This is a genomic window from Streptomyces antibioticus, from assembly GCF_002019855.1.
Lineage (GTDB): Bacteria > Actinomycetota > Actinomycetes > Streptomycetales > Streptomycetaceae > Streptomyces > Streptomyces antibioticus_B.
This window is the reverse complement of the sequence record NZ_CM007717.1, coordinates 5671357-5690509: the sequence shown is the minus strand read 5'-3', so window position 1 is coordinate 5690509 and position 19153 is coordinate 5671357. Positions and strand designations below refer to the sequence as shown.

General features: G+C 69.6%; 15 protein-coding genes and 1 riboswitch. Of the genes, 7 read left to right on the top strand and 8 right to left on the bottom strand.

Translation table 11 applies throughout. The features are described from left to right. Nucleotides 1-162: 162 nt before the first annotated feature. A complete protein-coding gene (locus AFM16_RS25970; protein ID WP_179123386.1) occupies nucleotides 163-1629 on the bottom strand; it encodes a sensor histidine kinase in 1467 nt (488 codons plus the stop codon). Between the two features lie 493 nt (nucleotides 1630-2122). Here AFM16_RS25970 and nagB point away from each other — a divergent pair, with 493 nt between their 5' ends. Next, nucleotides 2123-2908 carry a glucosamine-6-phosphate deaminase gene (nagB, locus tag AFM16_RS25965; RefSeq protein WP_078634770.1) on the top strand — a complete coding sequence of 262 codons (786 nt, stop codon included), beginning with the start codon at nucleotides 2123-2125 and terminating at the stop codon, nucleotides 2906-2908. Between the two features lie 503 nt (nucleotides 2909-3411). Here nagB and AFM16_RS25960 read toward each other — a convergent pair. The 4 genes from AFM16_RS25960 to AFM16_RS25945 form a co-directional block, all read right to left on the bottom strand. Further along, complete coding sequence (locus tag AFM16_RS25960) at nucleotides 3412-4893, bottom strand: glycoside hydrolase family 3 protein (RefSeq protein WP_078634769.1); 1482 nt, start codon at nucleotides 4891-4893, stop codon at nucleotides 3412-3414. Between the two features lie 7 nt (nucleotides 4894-4900). Then, a complete protein-coding gene (locus tag AFM16_RS25955; protein ID WP_078634768.1) occupies nucleotides 4901-5737 on the bottom strand; it encodes a carbohydrate ABC transporter permease in 837 nt (278 codons plus the stop codon). Continuing rightward, entirely contained in the window at nucleotides 5734-6723 is a 990-nt protein-coding gene (locus AFM16_RS25950; RefSeq protein ID WP_030784198.1) for a carbohydrate ABC transporter permease, read from the bottom strand. The genes AFM16_RS25955 and AFM16_RS25950 overlap by 4 nt, the downstream gene beginning before the upstream one ends. Nucleotides 6724-6809: 86 nt before the next feature. Continuing rightward, nucleotides 6810-8087, bottom strand: coding sequence for an extracellular solute-binding protein (locus tag AFM16_RS25945; protein ID WP_030784195.1), 1278 nt, complete (start codon nucleotides 8085-8087; stop codon nucleotides 6810-6812). Nucleotides 8088-8532: 445 nt separating this feature from the next. Here AFM16_RS25945 and AFM16_RS25940 point away from each other — a divergent pair, with 445 nt between their 5' ends. From AFM16_RS25940 to AFM16_RS25920, 5 genes are all read left to right on the top strand, one after another. Then, a complete protein-coding gene (locus AFM16_RS25940) occupies nucleotides 8533-9297 on the top strand; it encodes a GntR family transcriptional regulator (protein ID WP_030784193.1) in 765 nt (254 codons plus the stop codon). Between the two features lie 179 nt (nucleotides 9298-9476). Continuing rightward, a complete protein-coding gene (locus tag AFM16_RS25935; protein ID WP_107419154.1) occupies nucleotides 9477-9761 on the top strand; it encodes a DUF3311 domain-containing protein in 285 nt (94 codons plus the stop codon). Then, on the top strand, nucleotides 9758-11386 hold the full coding sequence (gene mctP / locus AFM16_RS25930; protein ID WP_078634767.1) for a monocarboxylate uptake permease MctP: 1629 nt from the start codon (nucleotides 9758-9760) through the stop codon (nucleotides 11384-11386). Before AFM16_RS25935 ends, mctP begins: the two co-directional genes overlap by 4 nt. A gap of 131 nt (nucleotides 11387-11517) precedes the next feature. Continuing rightward, nucleotides 11518-11666, top strand: a riboswitch (cobalamin riboswitch). Nucleotides 11667-11789: 123 nt separating this feature from the next. Beyond that, nucleotides 11790-14159 (top strand): ribonucleoside-diphosphate reductase subunit alpha, encoded by a 2370-nt coding sequence (locus tag AFM16_RS25925; RefSeq protein WP_078634766.1) that lies wholly within the window; start codon nucleotides 11790-11792, stop codon nucleotides 14157-14159. Continuing rightward, entirely contained in the window at nucleotides 14159-15172 is a 1014-nt protein-coding gene (locus tag AFM16_RS25920; RefSeq protein ID WP_078634765.1) for a ribonucleotide-diphosphate reductase subunit beta, read from the top strand. The genes AFM16_RS25925 and AFM16_RS25920 overlap by 1 nt, the downstream gene beginning before the upstream one ends. Here the strand turns inward: AFM16_RS25920 and AFM16_RS25915 are convergent. Further along, nucleotides 15085-15342 carry a type II secretion system protein gene (locus AFM16_RS25915; RefSeq protein ID WP_078634764.1) on the bottom strand — a complete coding sequence of 86 codons (258 nt, stop codon included), beginning with the start codon at nucleotides 15340-15342 and terminating at the stop codon, nucleotides 15085-15087. The genes AFM16_RS25920 and AFM16_RS25915 overlap by 88 nt on opposite strands. Before the next feature lie 92 nt (nucleotides 15343-15434). On the opposite strand from AFM16_RS25915, the gene AFM16_RS25910 reads away from it, so the two are divergent. Further along, on the top strand, nucleotides 15435-16403 hold the full coding sequence (locus AFM16_RS25910) for a GlxA family transcriptional regulator (RefSeq protein WP_030784175.1): 969 nt from the start codon (nucleotides 15435-15437) through the stop codon (nucleotides 16401-16403). 21 nt (nucleotides 16404-16424) lie between these two features. Here the strand turns inward: AFM16_RS25910 and AFM16_RS25905 are convergent, their stop codons facing one another. Both AFM16_RS25905 and cyc1 read right to left on the bottom strand, forming a co-directional pair. Beyond that, a complete protein-coding gene (locus AFM16_RS25905; RefSeq protein ID WP_030784172.1) occupies nucleotides 16425-17795 on the bottom strand; it encodes a bifunctional albaflavenone monooxygenase/terpene synthase in 1371 nt (456 codons plus the stop codon). Then, on the bottom strand, nucleotides 17792-18889 hold the full coding sequence (gene cyc1 / locus AFM16_RS25900) for an epi-isozizaene synthase (protein WP_179123312.1): 1098 nt from the start codon (nucleotides 18887-18889) through the stop codon (nucleotides 17792-17794). The genes AFM16_RS25905 and cyc1 overlap by 4 nt, the downstream gene beginning before the upstream one ends. Nucleotides 18890-19153: the final 264 nt, after the last annotated feature.

Sequence of the window (19153 nt, the reverse complement as noted above, 5' to 3'; positions counted from 1 at the left end):
CCCGCCCCCGAGCCGCAGCGCGCAGTACCCCCGATGCGCAGCTAATCGCTGGCAACGAGCATTTGAGCCCCGGACCCCTGAACGGTCCGGGGCTTCTTGCTGTGCCGGACTGTGCCGGAAGCTGTGCCGGAAAGGGAATACACCGCATTCCCCGGCGCATTCCTATTTCTGGGCCGGCACCGGAATGTCGAGGATCACCTGCGTACCGCGTTCCGGCGCCGGGACCATGTCGAACGTTCCGCCCAACTCCCCTTCCACCAGGGTCCGTACGATCTGAAGGCCGAGGTTGCCCGAGGTGTGCGGGTCGAATCCCTCGGGCAGGCCCACGCCGTCGTCCTGCACCGTGACCAGCAGGCGGGCCTCCTTCGTCGTACCGCCGCGGACCGCCGCGACCTCGACCGTGCCGGTGTCGCCCTCGCGGAAGCCGTGCTCCAGGGCGTTCTGGAGGATCTCGGTGAGCACCATGGAGAGCGGGGTGGCGACCTCCGCGTCCAGGATGCCGAAGCGTCCGCTGCGCCGGCCGGTGACCTTGCCCGGGGAGATCTCGGCGACCATGGCGAGCACCCGGTCGGCGATCTCGTCGAACTCCACGCGCTCGTCCAGGTTCTGGGAGAGCGTCTCGTGCACGATGGCGATCGAGCCGACCCTGCGCACCGCCTCCTCCAGCGCCTCCCGGCCGCGCTCGGACTCGATCCGGCGGGCCTGGAGCCGCAACAGGGCGGCGACGGTCTGGAGGTTGTTCTTCACCCGGTGGTGGATCTCCCGGATGGTCGCGTCCTTCGTGATCAACTCGCGTTCGCGGCGGCGCAGTTCGGTGACGTCCCGCAGCAGGACCAGCGAGCCGATGCGGGTGCCCTTGGGCTTGAGCGGGATCGTGCGGAACTGGATGACCCCGTCCTTGGCCTCGATCTCGAACTCGCGGGGCGCCCAGCCGCTGGCGACCTTGGCGAGCGCCTCGTCCACCGGGCCACGGGTGGGGGCGAGTTCGGCGGTGGTGTGGCCGAGGTGCTGGCCGACGAGGTCGGAGGCGAGGCCGAGGCGGTGGTAGGCGGAGAGCGCGTTCGGGGAGGCGTACTGGACGAGTCCGTCGCCGTCGACCCGGATCAGACCGTCGCCGACGCGCGGGGCGGCGTCCATGTCCATCTGCTGGTTGGGGAAGGGGAAGGAGCCCGCCGCGATCATCTGCGCGAGGTCGGAGGCGCTCTGGAGGTAGGTCAGCTCCAGCCGGCTCGGGGTGCGCACGGTGAGCAGATTGGTGTTGCGGGCGATCACCCCGAGGACCCGGCCCTCGCGCCGCACGGGGATGGACTCCACCCGTACGGGGACCTCTTCGCGCCACTCCGGGTCGCCCTCGCGCACGATCCGGCCCTCGTCGAGCGCGGCGTCCAGCAGGGGGCGGCGGCCGCGCGGGACGAGGTGGCCGACCATGTCGTCCTGGTAGGAGGTGGGGCCGGTGTTGGGGCGCATCTGGGCCACCGACACATAGCGCGTGCCGTCGCTGGTGGGGACCCACAGGACCAGGTCGGCGAAGGAGAGGTCGGAGAGCAGTTGCCACTCCGAGACCAGCAGGTGCAGCCACTCGAGGTCGGAGTCGTCGAGGGCGGTGTGCTGGCGTACGAGTTCGTTCATGGAGGGCACGCTGCGAGCGTACCCGCGGGTCAGGCCATGGCCTAAAACACCCGGGGGCGAAACACCCGGGCCCGGAAACACCCGCGGGCCGCGGCGCCTGGGAGGGACCCTCAACCCTCCCGGCACCGCAGCCCGGAGCAATATCGGCCGCGGGGTGTGCGGTCCCGTCGGCCGAAGGTGAGGAGCCGGGGCAGTCAGGGCAGAGAGCTCCGGACCCTCGGTCCGCCTTCCTGTGCGGGGAAGACGGAAGTTCGCGGTGGTGCGTGTACTGCTTCGCTTCTCCCGACCATTGTGGACTAGACCACTAGGTGTGTCCATGAGGAGGAGCAACTGTCTGATCGATCGTACGCACTCGTATCCACAACGCAGCCTAGCCTGTGGGAGTTCCCGTGCGGAGCCGGAACGGCGGGCAATGTGCGCCCTGGCGCAACCACCCCCCTCTGCTAGATTGGTCTAAACCACATAGCAGTCTCTCCAGAACGGCAGGCCCAGCGTGGAAGTTGTCATCGTTCCGGACGCCGCGGCGGGCGGCGAACTCATCGCCGAGGCCATGGCGCGGCTGCTGCGGGGCACCCCGGGCGCCCTGCTCGGTGTGGCCACCGGCTCCACCCCGCTGCCCGTGTACGAGGCGCTGACGGCGAAGGTGCGCGCCGGGGAGGTGGACGTCTCGCGGGCCCGGATCGCCCAGCTCGACGAGTACGTGGGCCTGCCCGCCGACCACCCCGAGTCCTACCGCTCGGTGCTGCGCCGTGAGGTGCTGGAGCCGCTGGGCATCGGGATGGACGCGTTCCTGGGGCCGGACGGCACCGCCGGGGACATCCGGGCGGCCTGCGCGGCGTACGACGCGGCGCTGGCGGCGGCCGGCGGGGTGGACCTGCAGTTGCTGGGCATCGGGACCGACGGGCACATCGGGTTCAACGAGCCGTGCTCCTCGCTCGCCTCGCGCACCCGCATCAAGACGCTGACCGAGCAGACCCGGGTCGACAACGCGCGCTTCTTCGACGGTGACATCGACCAGGTCCCGCACCACGTGATCACGCAGGGTATCGGGACGATCCTGGAGGCACGGCACCTGGTGCTGCTGGCGACGGGCGAGGGCAAGGCGGACGCGGTCGCGTCCACCGTCGAGGGCCCCGTCGCCGCGGTCTGCCCCGCCTCCGCACTCCAGCTCCACCCGCACGCCACGGTCGTCGTGGACGAGGCCGCCGCGTCCAAGCTGAAGCTGGCCGACTACTTCCGCCACACCTACGCCCACAAGCCGGAGTGGCAGGGCATCTGACACGCCCGAGCACACGCGAGAAGGCGCCGCCCTCCCCACGGGGGAAGCCGGCGCCTTCCGCATGACCACGGCAGGCGCCGGCCCCTAAGGGCAGCCGGCGCCCTACGCATCGCCGCAGCGGGTGCTACCCACCGACCACCTGCTCCGCCGCCGTGCGGCCACAGACCTGGACCCCAGAGCCCGTACGCGCAAAGGGCGCCAGCCAGCCCCTCCCCCTGAAGAGGGAAGCCCAGCGCCTTCCGCACGCCTGCGGACCTCAGGGCACCGCAGGGCGCGGTCCGCGGCGGGATTCCTGACACCCCCGACCACGGACTCCATCGCCGCCCGGCCAACAGATCTGCGCCCCGCCATGGGTGGCCAGGTGCAGGGCGCCGCCTCCGGCGGGACGCGCCACGCCCCCGACCAGCCCCCCCCCCAAAAAAAAGAGAAGCACCCACACGCAGAGAGGCGCCGACCGCCCCTCGAAGGGGAAGTCGGCGCCTTCCTCACAGCCGCGGCAGGTCCTACCCCCCGATCAGGACCTCCGCCGCCGCGCGGCCGCAGACCTGGGCCGCGCCGTGGGTGGCCACGTGCAGGGCGCCGCGCGGTGGGGCCTGCGGGACGCCCATCTCGACGACAACGGTGTCCGGGCGGGCCGCGAGCAGGGTGTCGAGGGCCGCCGCCATCCAGGGGTGGCGGTGTTCGTCTCGGACGACCACCACGAGACGACGCTCCCCCGCCGCGGCCAGCGCCGCGTGGCCCGCGTCCTCGCCGGTGAAGCTGCCCGTCGCCGTTCCCGGCAGCAGCCGGGCCAGTTCCGCGGCCACGCCCCACGGGGTCTCGTCACCGACGGCGATGTTCGCGACCGGGGCGAGCGCGGCGACGTAGGGCGCCTCGGTGAGCGGGGCGAAGCCCTCGGCGCCGGTGACGCGCAGCGCCCGGCGGGCGGCGGTCAGACCGACCTCCGGCTCGGCCCCGTCGGCGGCGGTGGGCGCCGAGGCGGCCCAGCCGGCCAGCTCCCGCACCCGCCGCGCCGCGTCGGCGAGCCGCTCCTCGGGCAGGTCACCGGCGCGGACCGCGGCGGTGAGGGCGTCGCGCAGCCGCCGTACCGTCTCGTCGTCGGCGAGGCCGCCGCCCACGCAGATGGCGTCGGCGCCCGCGGCGATGGCGAGGACGCTGCCGCGCTCGATGCCGTAGGTGCCGGCGATGGCCTGCATCTCCATGCCGTCGGTGACGATCAGGCCGTCGTAGCCGAGTTCCTCGCGCAGCAGGCCGGTGAGGATGCGGCGGGACAGGGTCGCCGGGTGGACCGGGTCCAGGGCCGGGACCAGGATGTGGGCGCTCATGACCGCCCGGCTGCCGGCGCCGATGGCCGCGCGGAACGGGACCAGCTCGCGCGCGGAGAGGACGTCCGCCGGGACGTCGATGCGCGGCAGCGCGTGGTGGGAGTCGACGGCCGTGTCGCCGTGGCCGGGGAAGTGCTTGGTGCAGGCGGCCACGCCGGCGGCCTGGAGGCCGGTGACATAGGCGGCGGTGTGCCGGGCGACCAGGTCGGTGTCGGGCCCGAAGGAGCGGACGCCGATCACCGGGTTGGCCGGGTTGGAGTTCACGTCGGCCGACGGGGCCCAGTTGAGGTTGACCCCGCACTCGGCGAGCCGGCGGCCCAGCTCGTGGGCGACCCGGCGGGTCAGGTCCACGTCGTCCACCGCGCCCAGCGCGTGGTTGCCGGGGAAGGAGGAGCCGGTGCGCACCTCCAGACGGGTGACGTCACCGCCCTCCTCGTCGATGGCGACCAGGACGTCGTCCCGCTCGGCCCGCAACTGTGCGGTGAGGGCGGCGAGTTGCTCCGCGGAGGCGATGTTGCGGCCGAACAGGCCGACCGAGGCCAGGCCCTCGCCCAGGCGGCGCAGCAGCCAGTCGGGGGCGGTGGTGCCCGGGAAGCCGGGCTGGAGGACGGTCAGGGCGTCCCGGGTGAGCGTGTCGGTGCCGCTGGTGATGGTCGTCATCGGGGCGTCATCCCTTCACGGCGCCCGCGGTGAGACCCGCGGCCATCTTGCGCTGGACGAGGAGGAACAGGGCGACGATCGGAACGGCCATCAGGGTGGCGCCGGCCATCATCGGGGCGTACTCGGTGCCGTGCTTGGTGGTGAAGTTGCCGAGCCACACGGTCGCCGTCTGGTTCTTCTGGCTGAGCAGCATCAGGGCGTAGAGGTACTCGTTCCACGCCTGGATGAAGGCGTAGACGGAGGTCGCGACCATGCCGGGGGCCAGCAGCGGGAAGACGACCCGGACGAAGGCGCCGGTGCGGGTGCAGCCGTCGACCATCGCGGCCTCCTCCAGCTCCTTCGGGATGTTGACGATGAAGCCGCGCAGGGTCCACACCGTGAAGGGCAGGACGAAGGTCAGGTACGTGATGATCAGGCCGGACAGCCGGTCGTACTGGTTCAGGTCGTTGAGCAGCAGGAAGACCGGGATGATCATGGCGACCAGCGGGACCATCTGGACGGCGAGGATGCCCACGATCACGATCTTGCGGCCGCGGAAGGCGAACCGGGAGATGGCGAGGGCCGCGAGCAGTCCGATGACGATGCCGATCACGACGACCGTCATGGAGACGACCAGGCTGCGCCAGACCGGGCCCCAGAAGTCGGCGATGTCCAGCGCGCGCCCGAAGTTGGAGAACGTCATGCCGGTCGGCAGCAGGCTCGGGTCGGGGTCGATGGCGTCCTTCGCCGGTTTGAACGCCGTGTTGAGCATCCAGTAGACGGGGAAGCCGGCGACGACGAAGACGAGGAGTCCGACGAGGTTCCAGCCGAGCTTGGACCGCCCCGGGGTGGAAACCGTGCTCATTCGACCTCTCCGATCTTCAGCATCTGGCGCATGTAGACGGCGACCACCCCGAGCAGCAGCAGCACCGTGATCAGGGCGATCGCGGAGCCCTGGCTGTAGTCGTTGACGACGAAGGCACGGTCGTAGGAGTACGTCGTCAGAAGCTGGAACTCGGGCTCCGGGTGGCCGTTGCGCATCACGAAGACCTGCGGGAAGACGCCCATGTCCCAGATGACCGACAGGGTCGTGAGCATCACGATGATCGGCTTGAGGATGGGCAGGGTGACGTACCGGAAGACGCCCCAGGCGCCGGCGCCGTCGAGGCGGGCGGCCTCCTCCAATTCGGCGGGGACCTGGGTGAGTCCGGCGCTGAGGGTGATCACCACGAAGGGCACCGCGCCCCAGATCACCAGGAGCATGATGACGGCGAGGCCCTGCGGTCCGCTGGCGAACCAGTTGTGGCCGATCAGATCGACCCCGGGGAGCCGGGACAGGACCGCGTTGAGGATGCCGTAGTCGGAGTCGAACAGCCACTTGAAGACCGTGGTGGCGACGATGATCGGCATGCCCCAGCTCGCCACCAGGGCGATGTTGACCAGGATCTTCACCCAGCCGGAGACCCGCTGGAGGAGCAGCGCGATCAGCATGCCGATGACCATCGTGAGGATCACACAGCCGGCGGCGAAGACGATCGTGCGGACCACGACCTGCCAGAACTCGGTGTCGCCCAGCACCTGCGCGAAGTTGTCGAAGCCGACGGACTCGGCGGGCTGGAAGCCCCAGAGCTGGGACTGGCCGAACTTCTGGAAGGACAGGGTGACCAGGCGGACCAGCGGATAGCCCATCACCAGCGCCAGGACCAGCAGACAGGGCGCGAGCAGCAGCCAGGGCGTGCCGGCGCCGGCCTCGCCGCGCCGTCGCGGTGGCTTTCTCACGTCGGCCCGGGGTGGGGGTGACGGCCGCGTCGGCGGCACCTTGGCAGGGGTGGTCGTGTCTGCGGCACTCATCCGCGCGCTCCTCAGCGGTCCCTCGGTCGTAGGGAGGCGGGGCCCCCGCCCGGTGGGGAACCGGGTGGTGGGGCCCCGCCGTCAGGTCACTTGGTGTTGATGACCTTGTCGATCGCGGCGTCCGCTTCCTTCGCGGCGTCCTCGACGGACTTCTTGCCGGTGCCGATGCTCTGGAGCATGGTCTGGAGCACCTGGGCCTTCTCGACCTGGCCCCAGCCGGGCGCCATCGGGACGAACCAGCTCGACTCAGCCGCGGTGGCCGGGACGACGGTGGCCGGGTCGTTCTTGAGGGAGGCGAGGTCGGTCAGGTTGTTGGGCAGGTTGCCCTTGGCCATCAGGCCCTTCTGGCCTTCCTTGCCGGTGAACGCGGCGATCCACTCGGCGGCGAGGTCCTGCGCGTCCGACTTCACCGGGACGGCGAGGTCGGAGCCGCCCAGGAACACCGGGAGGTTCTTGCCGGACGGACCCGGCATGACGAAGTTCTCCAGGTTGTCCTTGAGCTTGCCGGTCTTGTCGTTCTTCGGGTCGGCGGCGGTCGCGCCCTCCCAGGCCGCGCCGAAGATCATGCCGGACTTGCCCTGGCCGTAGACGATGTAACGGTCGGACTCGTCCTTGGTCTTGTCGCCGTGCATGTAGGAGTCGACGACCTTCTTGTACTCGGTGAGGCCCTTGAGGGACTCCGGCGAGGACAGGTTGGCCTTCCACTGGCCGCCCGACTCGGTGGCGATGGAGCCGCCGGCGTCGTAGACGAAGGACATGGCCGCGTACCAGTCACGGGTGGGCTGGTACCAGGCGGAGAACTTGTCGCCCTCCTTCTTCTGCACCTTGTCCAGGGCCGCGGTCAGCTCGGCGTAGGTCTTCGGCGCGGCCTTGACGCCCGCGGCGGCGAAGACGTCCTTGCGCCAGTTGCCCACGCGGCCGCCGGCGTAGTAGGGGACGCCGTAGGTCTTGTCCTCGTAGGTCACCGAAGCCTCGAGGCCGTCCAGCCAGGCGTCGGAGTTCTCGAACTTCGAGGCGTCCAGGGGCGCGAAGGCTCCCTTGACCATGTAGCCGAGCATCTCGGTGTTGCCCATCTCGACCACGTCGGGGGCCTTGTCGGTGGCGAGCACCGCGTCGAGCTTGGCGTTCTTGTCCGGCCAGCCGTAGTACTCGTGGTTGATCTTGACGCCGGGGTGCTTCTTCTGCACCGCCGCGTCGGCGGCCTTGACCAGCTCGGGCCAGTTGTTCTGGGCGTCGACGGTCAGCCAGACCGTCAGTTCCTTGGCGTCGGACCCCTTCGAGTCCCCGCTGCCACTGTCCCCGCACGCCGCGATGGAGACCATCATGCCCGCGATACCGATCGCGGCTATCAGCTTGCGCTTCACGCCACCCTCCTCAGGGATGCCACAAACCCCCCTGCCTCCCCGCCGCGGTCGAGCGTCAACGCGTACCGTCCGTGGGGCCAGGACCTGGACCATTGGTGTAGACCAGTACCGGGAGCTTGGCTCAGACCAATAGGGCTGTCAAGGGTGTGCGAGCGCGGTTGAACCGTCCGTTACGCGACCGCGATATGCAGGGACTTTTCGTTTTTCGGCCACCGGAACGGACCATGGACGGCCGCTCGCGCGCGGGTGTACCACCGGGCCTCCCACCGGCCCCGGAAGCGGAATCCTGGACTAGACCAAGGGCGGGCGTGAAGGTATACAGAGGAGATCACGGGCGTGCGAGGTCACCCACACGGGACCCCGCGCGTACCGAGCCGTGCCACGATGTGAGGCGCGGCCGACGGGGTGTCGGCCATTTCGGCACCAGGAGCCGGGAAGGCAGGCCATGAGCACCGACGTCAGCAGTGCGGAGAACGAGGGTGGGGCGACCGTCCGTACCGCGCGTGTGCCCAAGTACTACCGGCTGAAGAAGCATCTGCTCGACATGACGGAGACCCAGGCGCCCGGCACGCCGGTCCCGCCGGAGCGCACCCTGGCCGCCGAGTTCGACACCTCCCGCACCACCGTCCGCCAGGCCCTCCAGGAACTGGTCGTCGAGGGCCGTCTGGAGCGCATCCAGGGCAAGGGCACGTTCGTCGCCAAGCCGAAGGTCTCCCAGGCGCTCCAACTCACCTCCTACACCGAGGACATGCGCGCCCAGGGTCTCGAACCCACCTCGCAGCTCCTGGACGTCGGCTACATCACCGCCGACGACACCCTCGCCGGACTGCTCGACATCACCGCCGGCGGCCGGGTGCTGCGCATCGAGCGGCTGCGCATGGCCAACGGCGAGCCGATGGCGATCGAGACCACCCATCTCTCCGCGAAGCGCTTCCCCGCGCTGCGCAGGTCCCTGGTGAAGTACACCTCGCTCTACACCGCCCTCGCCGAGGTCTACGACGTCCATCTCGCCGAGGCCGAGGAGACCATCGAGACCTCGCTGGCCACCCCGCGCGAGGCCGGTCTGCTGGGCACCGACGTCGGTCTGCCGATGCTGATGCTCTCCCGGCACTCGCTGGACAAGGACGGCAAGCCGGTGGAGTGGGTGCGCTCGGTGTACCGGGGCGACCGTTACAAGTTCGTGGCGCGTCTGAAGCGGCCCACCGACTGAGTCCGGGGCGGCCCGCCGACGGAGCGAACCCCCCGACGGAACGAACTGCGTCCGAACAGTGCAGATGCCGGGGTGATATCCGGAGGAGGTCTTCCGCCGCGCTTACCCGTCACTTACATTGCCTGCGCATTACAACGTGATCAAGGCGATGAGCGACGAGTGAGGGGACGGAGCCGCCGATGCCAGACACCCCAGTCACACCAGACACCCCCGAGAGAACCGGAGATCCGGTGGTGACGCCCGTACGGGTCGTCATCGCCCTCTGCCTGCTCGCGCCGTTCGTGGCGATGCTGTGGGTGGGCTCGTACGCGAAGACGGACCCGGCGTACATCGGGATCCCCTTCTTCTACTGGTACCAGATGCTGTGGGTGCTGGTCTCGACCGGACTCACGATGACCGCCTACACCCTGTGGCGGCGTGACCAGCGCGCCCGCCGGACCCGGAGCGGAGGCGGCGCGCAGTGAACGACGGCGTCAACGGCGTGGCACTCGCCGTCTTCATCCTCTTCTTCGTGGCCGTCACGGTCATGGGCTTCCTGGCCGCGCGCTGGCGCAAGGCCGAGAACGAGCACAGCCTCGACGAATGGGGCCTGGGCGGCCGCTCGTTCGGCACCTGGGTCACCTGGTTCCTGCTCGGCGGCGACCTCTACACGGCGTACACCTTCGTCGCCGTACCGGCGGCGATCTACGCGGCGGGCGCGGCCGGCTTCTTCGCGGTGCCGTACACGATCCTCGTCTACCCGCTGATCTTTACCTTCCTGCCCCGGCTGTGGTCGGTCTCGCACAAGCACGGGTATGTGACGACGTCCGACTTCGTGCGCGGGCGCTGGGGCTCCAAGGGGCTGTCGCTCGCGGTGGCCGTGACCGGCATCCTGGCGACGATGCCGTACATCGCGCTCCAGCTCGTCGGCATCCAGGCGGTGCTCGACGTGATGGGCGTCGGCGGCGGCGAGACCACCCACTGGTTCGTCAAGGACCTGCCGCTGCTGATCGCGTTCGGCGTGCTGGCCGCGTACACCTACTCGTCCGGTCTGCGGGCCCCCGCACTGATCGCGTTCGTGAAGGACACGCTCATCTACATCGTCATCGCGGTGGCGATCATCTACATCCCGATCAAGCTCGGCGGCTTCGACGACATCTTCGCCAAGGCGAGCGAGGCGTTCGGCCAGACCAACCCGGCGACGGGCAAACCGCGCGGCTCGCTGGTCCCGGCCGAGGCCGGCCAGTGGACGTACGCCACCCTGGCGCTGGGCTCCGCGCTGGCGCTCTTCATGTACCCGCACTCCATCACCGCGACCCTGTCGTCCAAGAGCCGCGAGGTGATCCGGCGCAACACCACGATCCTGCCGCTGTACTCCCTGATGCTCGGACTGCTGGCGCTGCTGGGCTTCATGGCGATCGCGGCGGGCGTCAAGGTCAGCAACGGGCAGCTCGCCATCCCGCAGCTCTTCGAGAACATGTTCCCGGCCTGGTTCGCGGGCGTGGCCTTCGCGGCCATCGGCATCGGCGCGCTGGTGCCGGCCGCCATCATGTCGATCGCGGCCGCGAACCTGTTCACCCGCAACATCTACAAGGACTTCATCAAGCCGGACGCCACGCCCAAGGAGGAGACCCGGGTCTCCAAGATCGTGTCGCTCCTGGTCAAGGTGGGCGCGCTGGTGTTCGTCCTGACCATGGACAAGACCGTCGCCATCAACTTCCAGCTCCTGGGCGGCATCTGGATCCTCCAGACCTTCCCGGCCCTGGTCGGCGGCCTGTTCACCCGCTGGTTCCACCGCTGGGCGCTGCTCGCGGGCTGGGCGGTCGGCATGGTCTACGGCACGGTCGCCGCGTACGGGGTCGCCTCGCCGACCCAGAAGCACTTCGGCGGCTCGTCGGCGGAGATCCCCGGCATCGGTGAGATCGGCTACATCGGTCTCACGGCGTTCGTCCTCAACCTCGTCGTCACGGTGGTCCTCACGTTCGTCCTGAAGGCCGCGAAGGCACCCGAGGGCGTCGACGAGACCAGGCCGGAGGACTACACGGCCGACGCGGGCGATCCGGGCGTCCAGGTGGAGCTGCCCCCGGCCACGGCGGGCTCGGCCCACTAGGGGCCCCACACCTCCAGCGAGCGCACCACCTCAGCGGGCCGCCGAAAGCGACATCTTCGGCGGCCCGTTGACACTCTGAAACCACCCCGACACAACATCTGGGGGTGGCGCGACGGGTGAGCACAAGATGTATGCTCATGCTCGCTGTCGCCGCAGGGGAATCCGGTGCGAATCCGGAACTGTCCCGCAACGGTGTACTTGTGCATGTCCGTTCCTTCTGTTCCCGGAACAGCCATGCCCAGGAGTCAGTCCGAGGACCTGCCGACAGCGCACCCGGCCGTCCGGCTCGGGTGCCTGCCGTCCGGGCCTCGTGGAGTGGGCCGGTGGACCGCGACGCCGTGCGCGCTCGTGTGCTGCCCGCTGCCCTCCGCCAGGCCCCATGCCGAGCGAGGGAGAGCCCCACGTGACCATCGCGCCAGCCGATCCGGCCTCAGCCATCACGCTGGACACCGACGGTCCCGGGACCGCGTTGCTGCGGACCCTGACCGAGCTGACCGCCGACCTCCCCGACGCCGACCCCGGCCGGGTCGCCGCCGCCGCGCTGCGCGGCCGGTCCGCGCGGGCGGACGAGACGGAACTGCGCGAGCTGGCCACGGAGGCGGCCGCCGGACTGATCTCCGAGGACCCGGCCTACTCCCGGCTGGCCGCCCGGCTGCTGACGATCGGCATCCGCGCGGAGGCCGCCTCCCAGGGCGTCACCTCCTTCACCGAGTCCGTCGCCGTCGGCCACCGCGAGGGCCTCGTCGCCGACCGCACCGCCGCCTTCGTACGGCTGCACGCGGCCCGGCTGGACGCGCTGATCGACACCACCGCCGACGACCGCTTCGGCTACTTCGGCCTGCGCACCCTGCACAGCCGCTACCTGCTGCGCCACCCGCACACCCGCAAGGTCGTCGAGACGCCCCAGCACTTCCTGCTGCGGGTCGCCTCCGGCCTCGCCGAGGACGACACCGCCCGCTCCGTGGACGAGGTCACCGCGCTCTACGGGCTCATGAGCCGGCTCGACTACCTGCCGTCCTCCCCCACGCTCTTCAACTCCGGTACGCGGCACCCCCAGATGTCGTCCTGCTACCTCCTCGACTCCCCGCTGGACGAGCTGGACTCCATCTACGACCGCTACCACCAGGTGGCCCGGCTCTCCAAGCACGCCGGCGGCATCGGACTGTCGTACTCCCGCATCCGCAGCCGCGGTTCGCTGATCCGCGGCACCAACGGGCACTCCAACGGCATCGTGCCGTTCCTGAAGACCCTGGACGCCTCGGTCGCCGCAGTGAACCAGGGCGGCCGGCGCAAGGGCGCGGCCGCGGTCTACCTGGAGACCTGGCACTCCGACCTGGAGGAGTTCCTGGAGCTGCGCGACAACACCGGTGAGGACGCCCGCCGTACGCACAACCTGAACCTCGCGCACTGGGTGCCGGACGAGTTCATGCGCCGGGTCGACGCCGACGGGCCGTGGTCGCTGTTCTCCCCGTCGGACGTGCCCGAGCTGGTCGACCTGTGGGGCGACGAGTTCGACGCCGCCTACCGCGCCGCCGAGGCGAAGGGGCTGGCCCGCAAGACCGTCCCGGCGCGTGATCTGTACGGCCGGATGATGCGCACCCTCGCGCAGACCGGCAACGGCTGGATGACCTTCAAGGACGCCGCCAACCGCACCGCCAACCAGACGGCCGAGCCGGGCCACGTCATCCACTCCTCGAACCTGTGCACGGAGATCCTGGAGGTCACGGACGACGGCGAGACCGCGGTCTGCAACCTGGGCTCGGTCAACCTCGGCGCGTTCGTCGACCAGGCGGCCGGCGAGCTCGACTGGGAGCGGCTGGACGAGGCCGTCCGCACCGCCGTGACCTTCCTGGACCGGGTCGTCGACATCAACTTCTACCCGACCGAGCAGGCGGGCCGCTCCAACGCCCGCTGGCGGCCGGTCGGCCTGGGCGCGATGGGCCTCCAGGACGTCTTCTTCAAACTGCGGCTGCCCTTCGACTCCGCCGAGGCCAGGGAGCTGTCCACCCGGATCGCCGAGCGGATCATGCTCGCCGCGTACGAGGCGTCCGCCGACCTGGCCGAGCGCAACGGCCCGCTGCCGGCCTGGGAGAAGACCCGGACCGCCCGCGGTGTGCTGCACCCCGACCACTACGGCGTCACGTTCACCTGGCCGGAGCGCTGGGCGGCGCTGCGCGAGCGGATCGCCGTCACCGGTATGCGCAACTCGCTGCTGCTGGCCATCGCGCCGACCGCCACCATCGCCTCGATCGCCGGGGTGTACGAGTGCATCGAGCCGCAGGTGTCCAACCTGTTCAAGCGCGAGACGCTGTCCGGGGAGTTCCTCCAGGTCAACTCGTACCTGGTGCAGGACCTCAAGGCGCTGGGCGTCTGGGACGCGCGCACCCGTGAGGCGCTGCGCGAGTCCAACGGGTCGGTGCAGGGCTTCGCGTGGATCCCGGCCGAGGTGCGGGACCTGTACCGCACGGCGTGGGAGATCCCGCAGCGCGGTCTCATCGACATGGCCGCCGCCCGTACCCCGTACCTGGACCAGGCCCAGTCCCTGAACCTGTTCCTGGAGACGCCGACCATCGGCAAGCTCTCCTCGATGTACGCGTACGCGTGGAAGTCGGGTCTGAAGACGACCTACTACCTGCGCTCGCGCCCGGCGACCCGGATCGCGCGGGCCGCCCAGGCCCAGGCTCCGGCCACCATCCCCGTCCAGCAGGCGTCCGACCCCGACGCGGTCGCCTGCTCCCTTGAGAACCCCGAGTCCTGCGAGGCGTGCCAGTGATGACCAGCGAAGCCAAGAACCTTCTCGACCCGGGCTTCGAGCTGACGCTCCGCCCGATGCGCTACCCGGACTTCTACGAGCGCTACCGGGACGCGATCAAGAACACCTGGACCGTGGAGGAGGTCGACCTCCACTCGGACGTCGCCGACCTCGCCAAGCTGACGCCCTCGGAGCAGCACCTCATCGGCCGGCTGGTGGCGTTCTTCGCGACCGGCGACTCGATCGTCGCGAACAACCTGGTGCTGACGCTCTACAAGCACATCAACTCCCCCGAGGCGCGGCTCTATCTGAGCCGTCAGCTCTTCGAGGAGGCGGTGCACGTCCAGTTCTATCTGACGCTTCTGGACACCTATCTGCCCGACCCGGAGGACCGCAACGCCGCGTTCGCGGCCGTGGAGAACATCCCCTCCATCCGCGAGAAGGCCGAGTTCTGCTTCAAGTGGATCAACGAGGTCGAGAAGCTGGAGCGGCTGGAGTCGAAGGCCGACCGCCGGCGCTTCCTGCTCAACCTGATCTGCTTCGCCGCGTGCATCGAGGGCCTGTTCTTCTACGGCGCCTTCGCGTACGTCTACTGGTTCCGCAGCCGGGGTCTGCTGCACGGCCTCGCCACCGGCACCAACTGGGTGTTCCGGGACGAGACCATGCACATGAGCTTCGCGTTCGACGTGGTCGACATCGTCCGCAAGGAGGAGCCGGAGCTGTTCGACGAGCAGCTCGGGCAGCAGGTCACGGACATGCTCCGGGAGGCCGTCGAGGCCGAGCTGCAGTTCGCCCGTGACCTGTGCGGCGACGGCCTGCCCGGGATGAACACCGACTCCATGCGCCAGTACCTGGAGTGCGTCGCCGACCAGCGCCTCACGCGGCTCGGCTTCGCCCCGGTGTACGGCTCGGAGAACCCCTTCTCCTTCATGGAGCTCCAGGGCGTTCAGGAGCTGACCAACTTCTTCGAGCGCCGTCCGTCGGCGTACCAGGTGGCGGTGGAGGGCACCGTGGACCTGGACGAGGACTTCTGATCCTTCTCCCCCTCGTGCCCCTGGGCCCCGTCGTGCTCCTGGGCCTCCTCGATCTGACGGTCGATGCGCCGGTCGCGCACGATCCCGATCAGTGACGGGAGGACCAGGAGCGCGAGCATGCCCAGGACGACGACCATGGCGAGCAGTGTCTGTGTCTGTTCTGTAGTCATGACACCACTGTCGCGCCGGACACTCCTGTCGAACAGTGGCAGGACTGCCGCACACCCTCGATTTACTGCCAGTGGCGAGGCACACTGGCAGCATGCTGAAAAACGTCGCCGCCGTCCTCCTCGACGGCGTGCACCCCTTTGAACTGGGCGTCCTGTGCGAGGTGTTCGGCATCGACCGCAGCGACGAGGGCCTGCCGGTGTACGACTTCGCGGTGGTCTCGGCCGAGGGCCCCTCGCTGGGCACCCATGTCGGCGGGCTGACCGTCTCCACGCCGTACGGCCTGGACCGGCTGGAGGAGGCCGATCTGATCGCCGTGCCGGCCGGGAGCGGGTACCACCGGCGGGAGTACCCGCCCGGACTGCTCGACGCCCTGCGCCGGGCCGTGGACCGCGGGACCCGGGTGCTCAGCGTGTGCTCCGGGGTCTTCGTGCTGGGCGCGGCCGGACTGCTCGACGGCCGGCGGTGCGCCGTGCACTGGCATCACGCCCAGGAGCTGTCGCGCCACTACCCGCGGGCCCGCGTGGAGCCGGACGTGCTCTACGTCGACGAGGACCCGGTGATCACCTCCGCCGGCACGGCCGCCGGGATCGACGCCTGTCTCCACCTGGTCCGCAAGGAGCAGGGGCCCGAGGTCGCCAACCGGATCGCCCGCCGGATGGTCGTACCGCCGCACCGGGACGGCGGCCAGGCCCAGTACATCGAGCGGCCGCTGCCCAGGTCGTCGTGCGACACGGTCGGCGAGGTGCTGGCGTGGATGGACGAGCACCTCGACCAGGAGGTCACGGTCGAACAGCTCGCCGCCCGCGCCCACATGGCCCCGCGCACCTTCGCCCGCCGCTTCCAGCAGGAGACCGGCACCACGCCCTACCGGTGGCTGCTGCGCCAGCGCGTCCTGCTGGCCCAGCACCTGCTGGAGGCCACGGACGAGACGGTGGACGCGATCGCCTGGCGCACCGGCTTCGGCACGGCGGGCGCCCTGCGCCACCAGTTCGTACGGGCCCTGGGGACCACCCCGAACGCCTACCGGCGCGCGTTCCGTGGTCCCCAGGCGGCCGCCTGACCCGCGTCCGCCGCGCTCAGCTCACCCCGGCAGAACCTTCAGCCGCAGCCTGCGCGGCCGCAGCGTGATGCCGATATGGGTCCGGGGGTCGGAGCCGGGCGCCTCCTCGAAGCGGAACGCGTTCGCCACCACCGCGGTGATCAGCGTCAGCTCCGCCATCGAGAAGTGGTCGCTCGGACACTTCCGGTTGCCGACGCTGAACGGCACCATCGCGTACTTCGGCACCTCCTTGGACCGATCCGGAAGCCAGCGGTCGGGATCGAACTCCTCGTTCCGGTCGTACGAGCGCGGATCGCGCTGGATCGCGTACGGGCTGTACACGATGTCCGCACCGGCCGGAATGCGGTAACCGCCCAGCTCCGTGTCGGTCACCGCCCGCCGGGTCAATATCCATACGGCGGGATACAACCGCATGGTCTCGATGACGACATTGGCGGTGTGCCGCAGCTTTCGGACGTCGTCGAATGCGACCGGCCGGTCACCGACGACGTTTTTCACCTCCGCGCGGATCTTGTCCACCTGATCCGGATGCCGGGAGAGGACGAGGAGCAGCGACATGAGTACCGAGCCGGCGGTTTCGCTGCCCGGGGTCAGTATCGCGATGACCTGGTCGTGGATCTCCTGTTCCCCGATCGGGTCGCCATTCTCGTCCTTCGCCTCCAGCAAAGCCGTCAGCAAATCGTCCGGTTTTTGACCGGATGCCCGGCGGTCGGCGACGATCTCGTCGACGAGCCGATGCAGATCGGCCAGTGCCCGGTTGAATTCGCGGTTGGCCGGAATCGGTACCCGATAAAGCGGGCCGAGGGGCACCACCATGCGCTGGTACATGCCGGCGAACAGGGTGGCGAGCGCGGAGGTGATCCGCTCGGAGCGGGCGTCCATGTAGCTGCCGCGCATCAGACAGCGGGCGGAGATGCGCACGGAGACCCGGAAGCACTCCGCGGTGGCGTCGAGGACCTCGCCGTTGTTCCAGCGCTCCACGAGCGCGTGGGTCTCCTCCTCCATGATCGGCCCGTAGCCGGGGATGGCGTCGAGCCGGAAGGCGGGCTGGATGGTGCGGCGCTGGCGGCGGTGGAGCGGGCCGTTGGCCGTGGCCACGCCCTCCTTGCCGAGCAGGCTCTCCAGGGACTCCCACAGCGGGCCGGAGATGATGTAGTCGGGGCTGAGGGCGAGGGCGCCGGTCAGGTCCGGCGCGGTGACGGCGTACACCGTCTTGGGGCCCAGCTTCAGGCGGACGACGTCGCCGTGGTCGCGCAGCCGGGCCAGGAAGGCCAGCGGGTCGCGGGCCATCCGCCAGCCGTGGCCCAGCAGCGGGACGCGGCCGCCCGCCAGGGGCGGCTCACGCAGCTCGGGGACTTCGGACGTCGTGGGTTTCACCGACTCGACGGTCATTTCTCACCTGCCGCTTCGTTGTTGACGTACGGGGGCGTGGACCGGTCGTCCCAGCTGTCGACCATGTAGCGGCCGGACTCGTGGTGGAACCAGTAGACGGAACTGAACCAGTTCCGCATATTCGCGAGGCAGGCCCGTACGGCGGCGCCGAGTTGCTTTCCGCGAACCGTCCCGTCGTCGAGACGGTCGGCGAGCCGTAAGACGTCCTGCTCGACCACGAGGAATTCCGATATGCATTCCTCGACACGGCGCCGGACGTCGTCCACCGCCTCTTCCAGATTCAGCCCCTCATGGGTGATGAGACTGATTCCCAGATTGTGCACCTCGTCGCCCGCTATTTCCTTGGGGAGCGAACAGAGGTCGTTGTACCAGGCGGCGAATTCCTGACTCAGCAGTGCCGCCCGCCGATAGGCCGGGTGTTTGCGCACCGGATCGGGCAGTTCGCATTCCGCACTCGGTTCGAGCAGGTCCGTCCAGATCCAGTGGGCGAAGGTGAGCCGACGCAGCGCGAGATATTCTTCGACCCCGGGAATGCGGCCTTCGAGACGATTGCGGAATTCCCGGTCGTAGGCGTCGATCACCGCGTGGAAGTGCCGGGTGAAGCGGGCGTTCCAGGTGTCGGGAAGGAACGAGAAGAGCCGTCCCGCGCTGTCCGCGAGCCCGGCCACCAGCGGATCCCGGTCGTGCAGGTGGTCCGCCGGTGCGTCCAGCGCGGCGTGCAAGCGGAACCTGAGCCGCCGCCACGCCTTGGTCCGGCCGTGGACGACGTCCCGGTCGTGCCGGTCGTCCCAGACGAAGAACCACGCGCTGTAGTCGGCTATGGCCTGGAGCACCTCGTCGGGCGCCCCGAGGTAGTACCCCGCCATCAAGTCCGTGTAGCACAGGCCGTCGGCATATTCTGCGACCTTGTCCGCCGGCATCAACCGTTTTTCCAGCAGCCAGGAGCGGGTCTTCTCCTGCAACTGCGGCCAATACGGATGCAGTCGCCGGGGAAAGGCCCTCTCGATGACCGGAAGAGAGAGCGAAGGCGGGACCGCGGGCGCGGCCACCGTCGCCGTGGTGCTGTATGTGGTGCTGTATGGGAAAGCTGGCACGAACAACCCCTCTCAGCCGCCAGTGGGCGCACACCCCTCCCGCCGTGCCGGGCGTGCGCCGTTGCGTATCCCCGCACTTCCCATTCAGCACTACAACTGACCGTTCTGGGAACGGATTTGCTTCATTCACTACCCCAACATGCTGAGAATCCACCCCTGTGTGACTGGTTATGGATCAGCGGGTGTGCGTAAGCGATCGAACATCCGACGGACATACGAACGACGCCTGGCCGGGAGGTTCCGGCCAGGCGTCATGATCGCGGG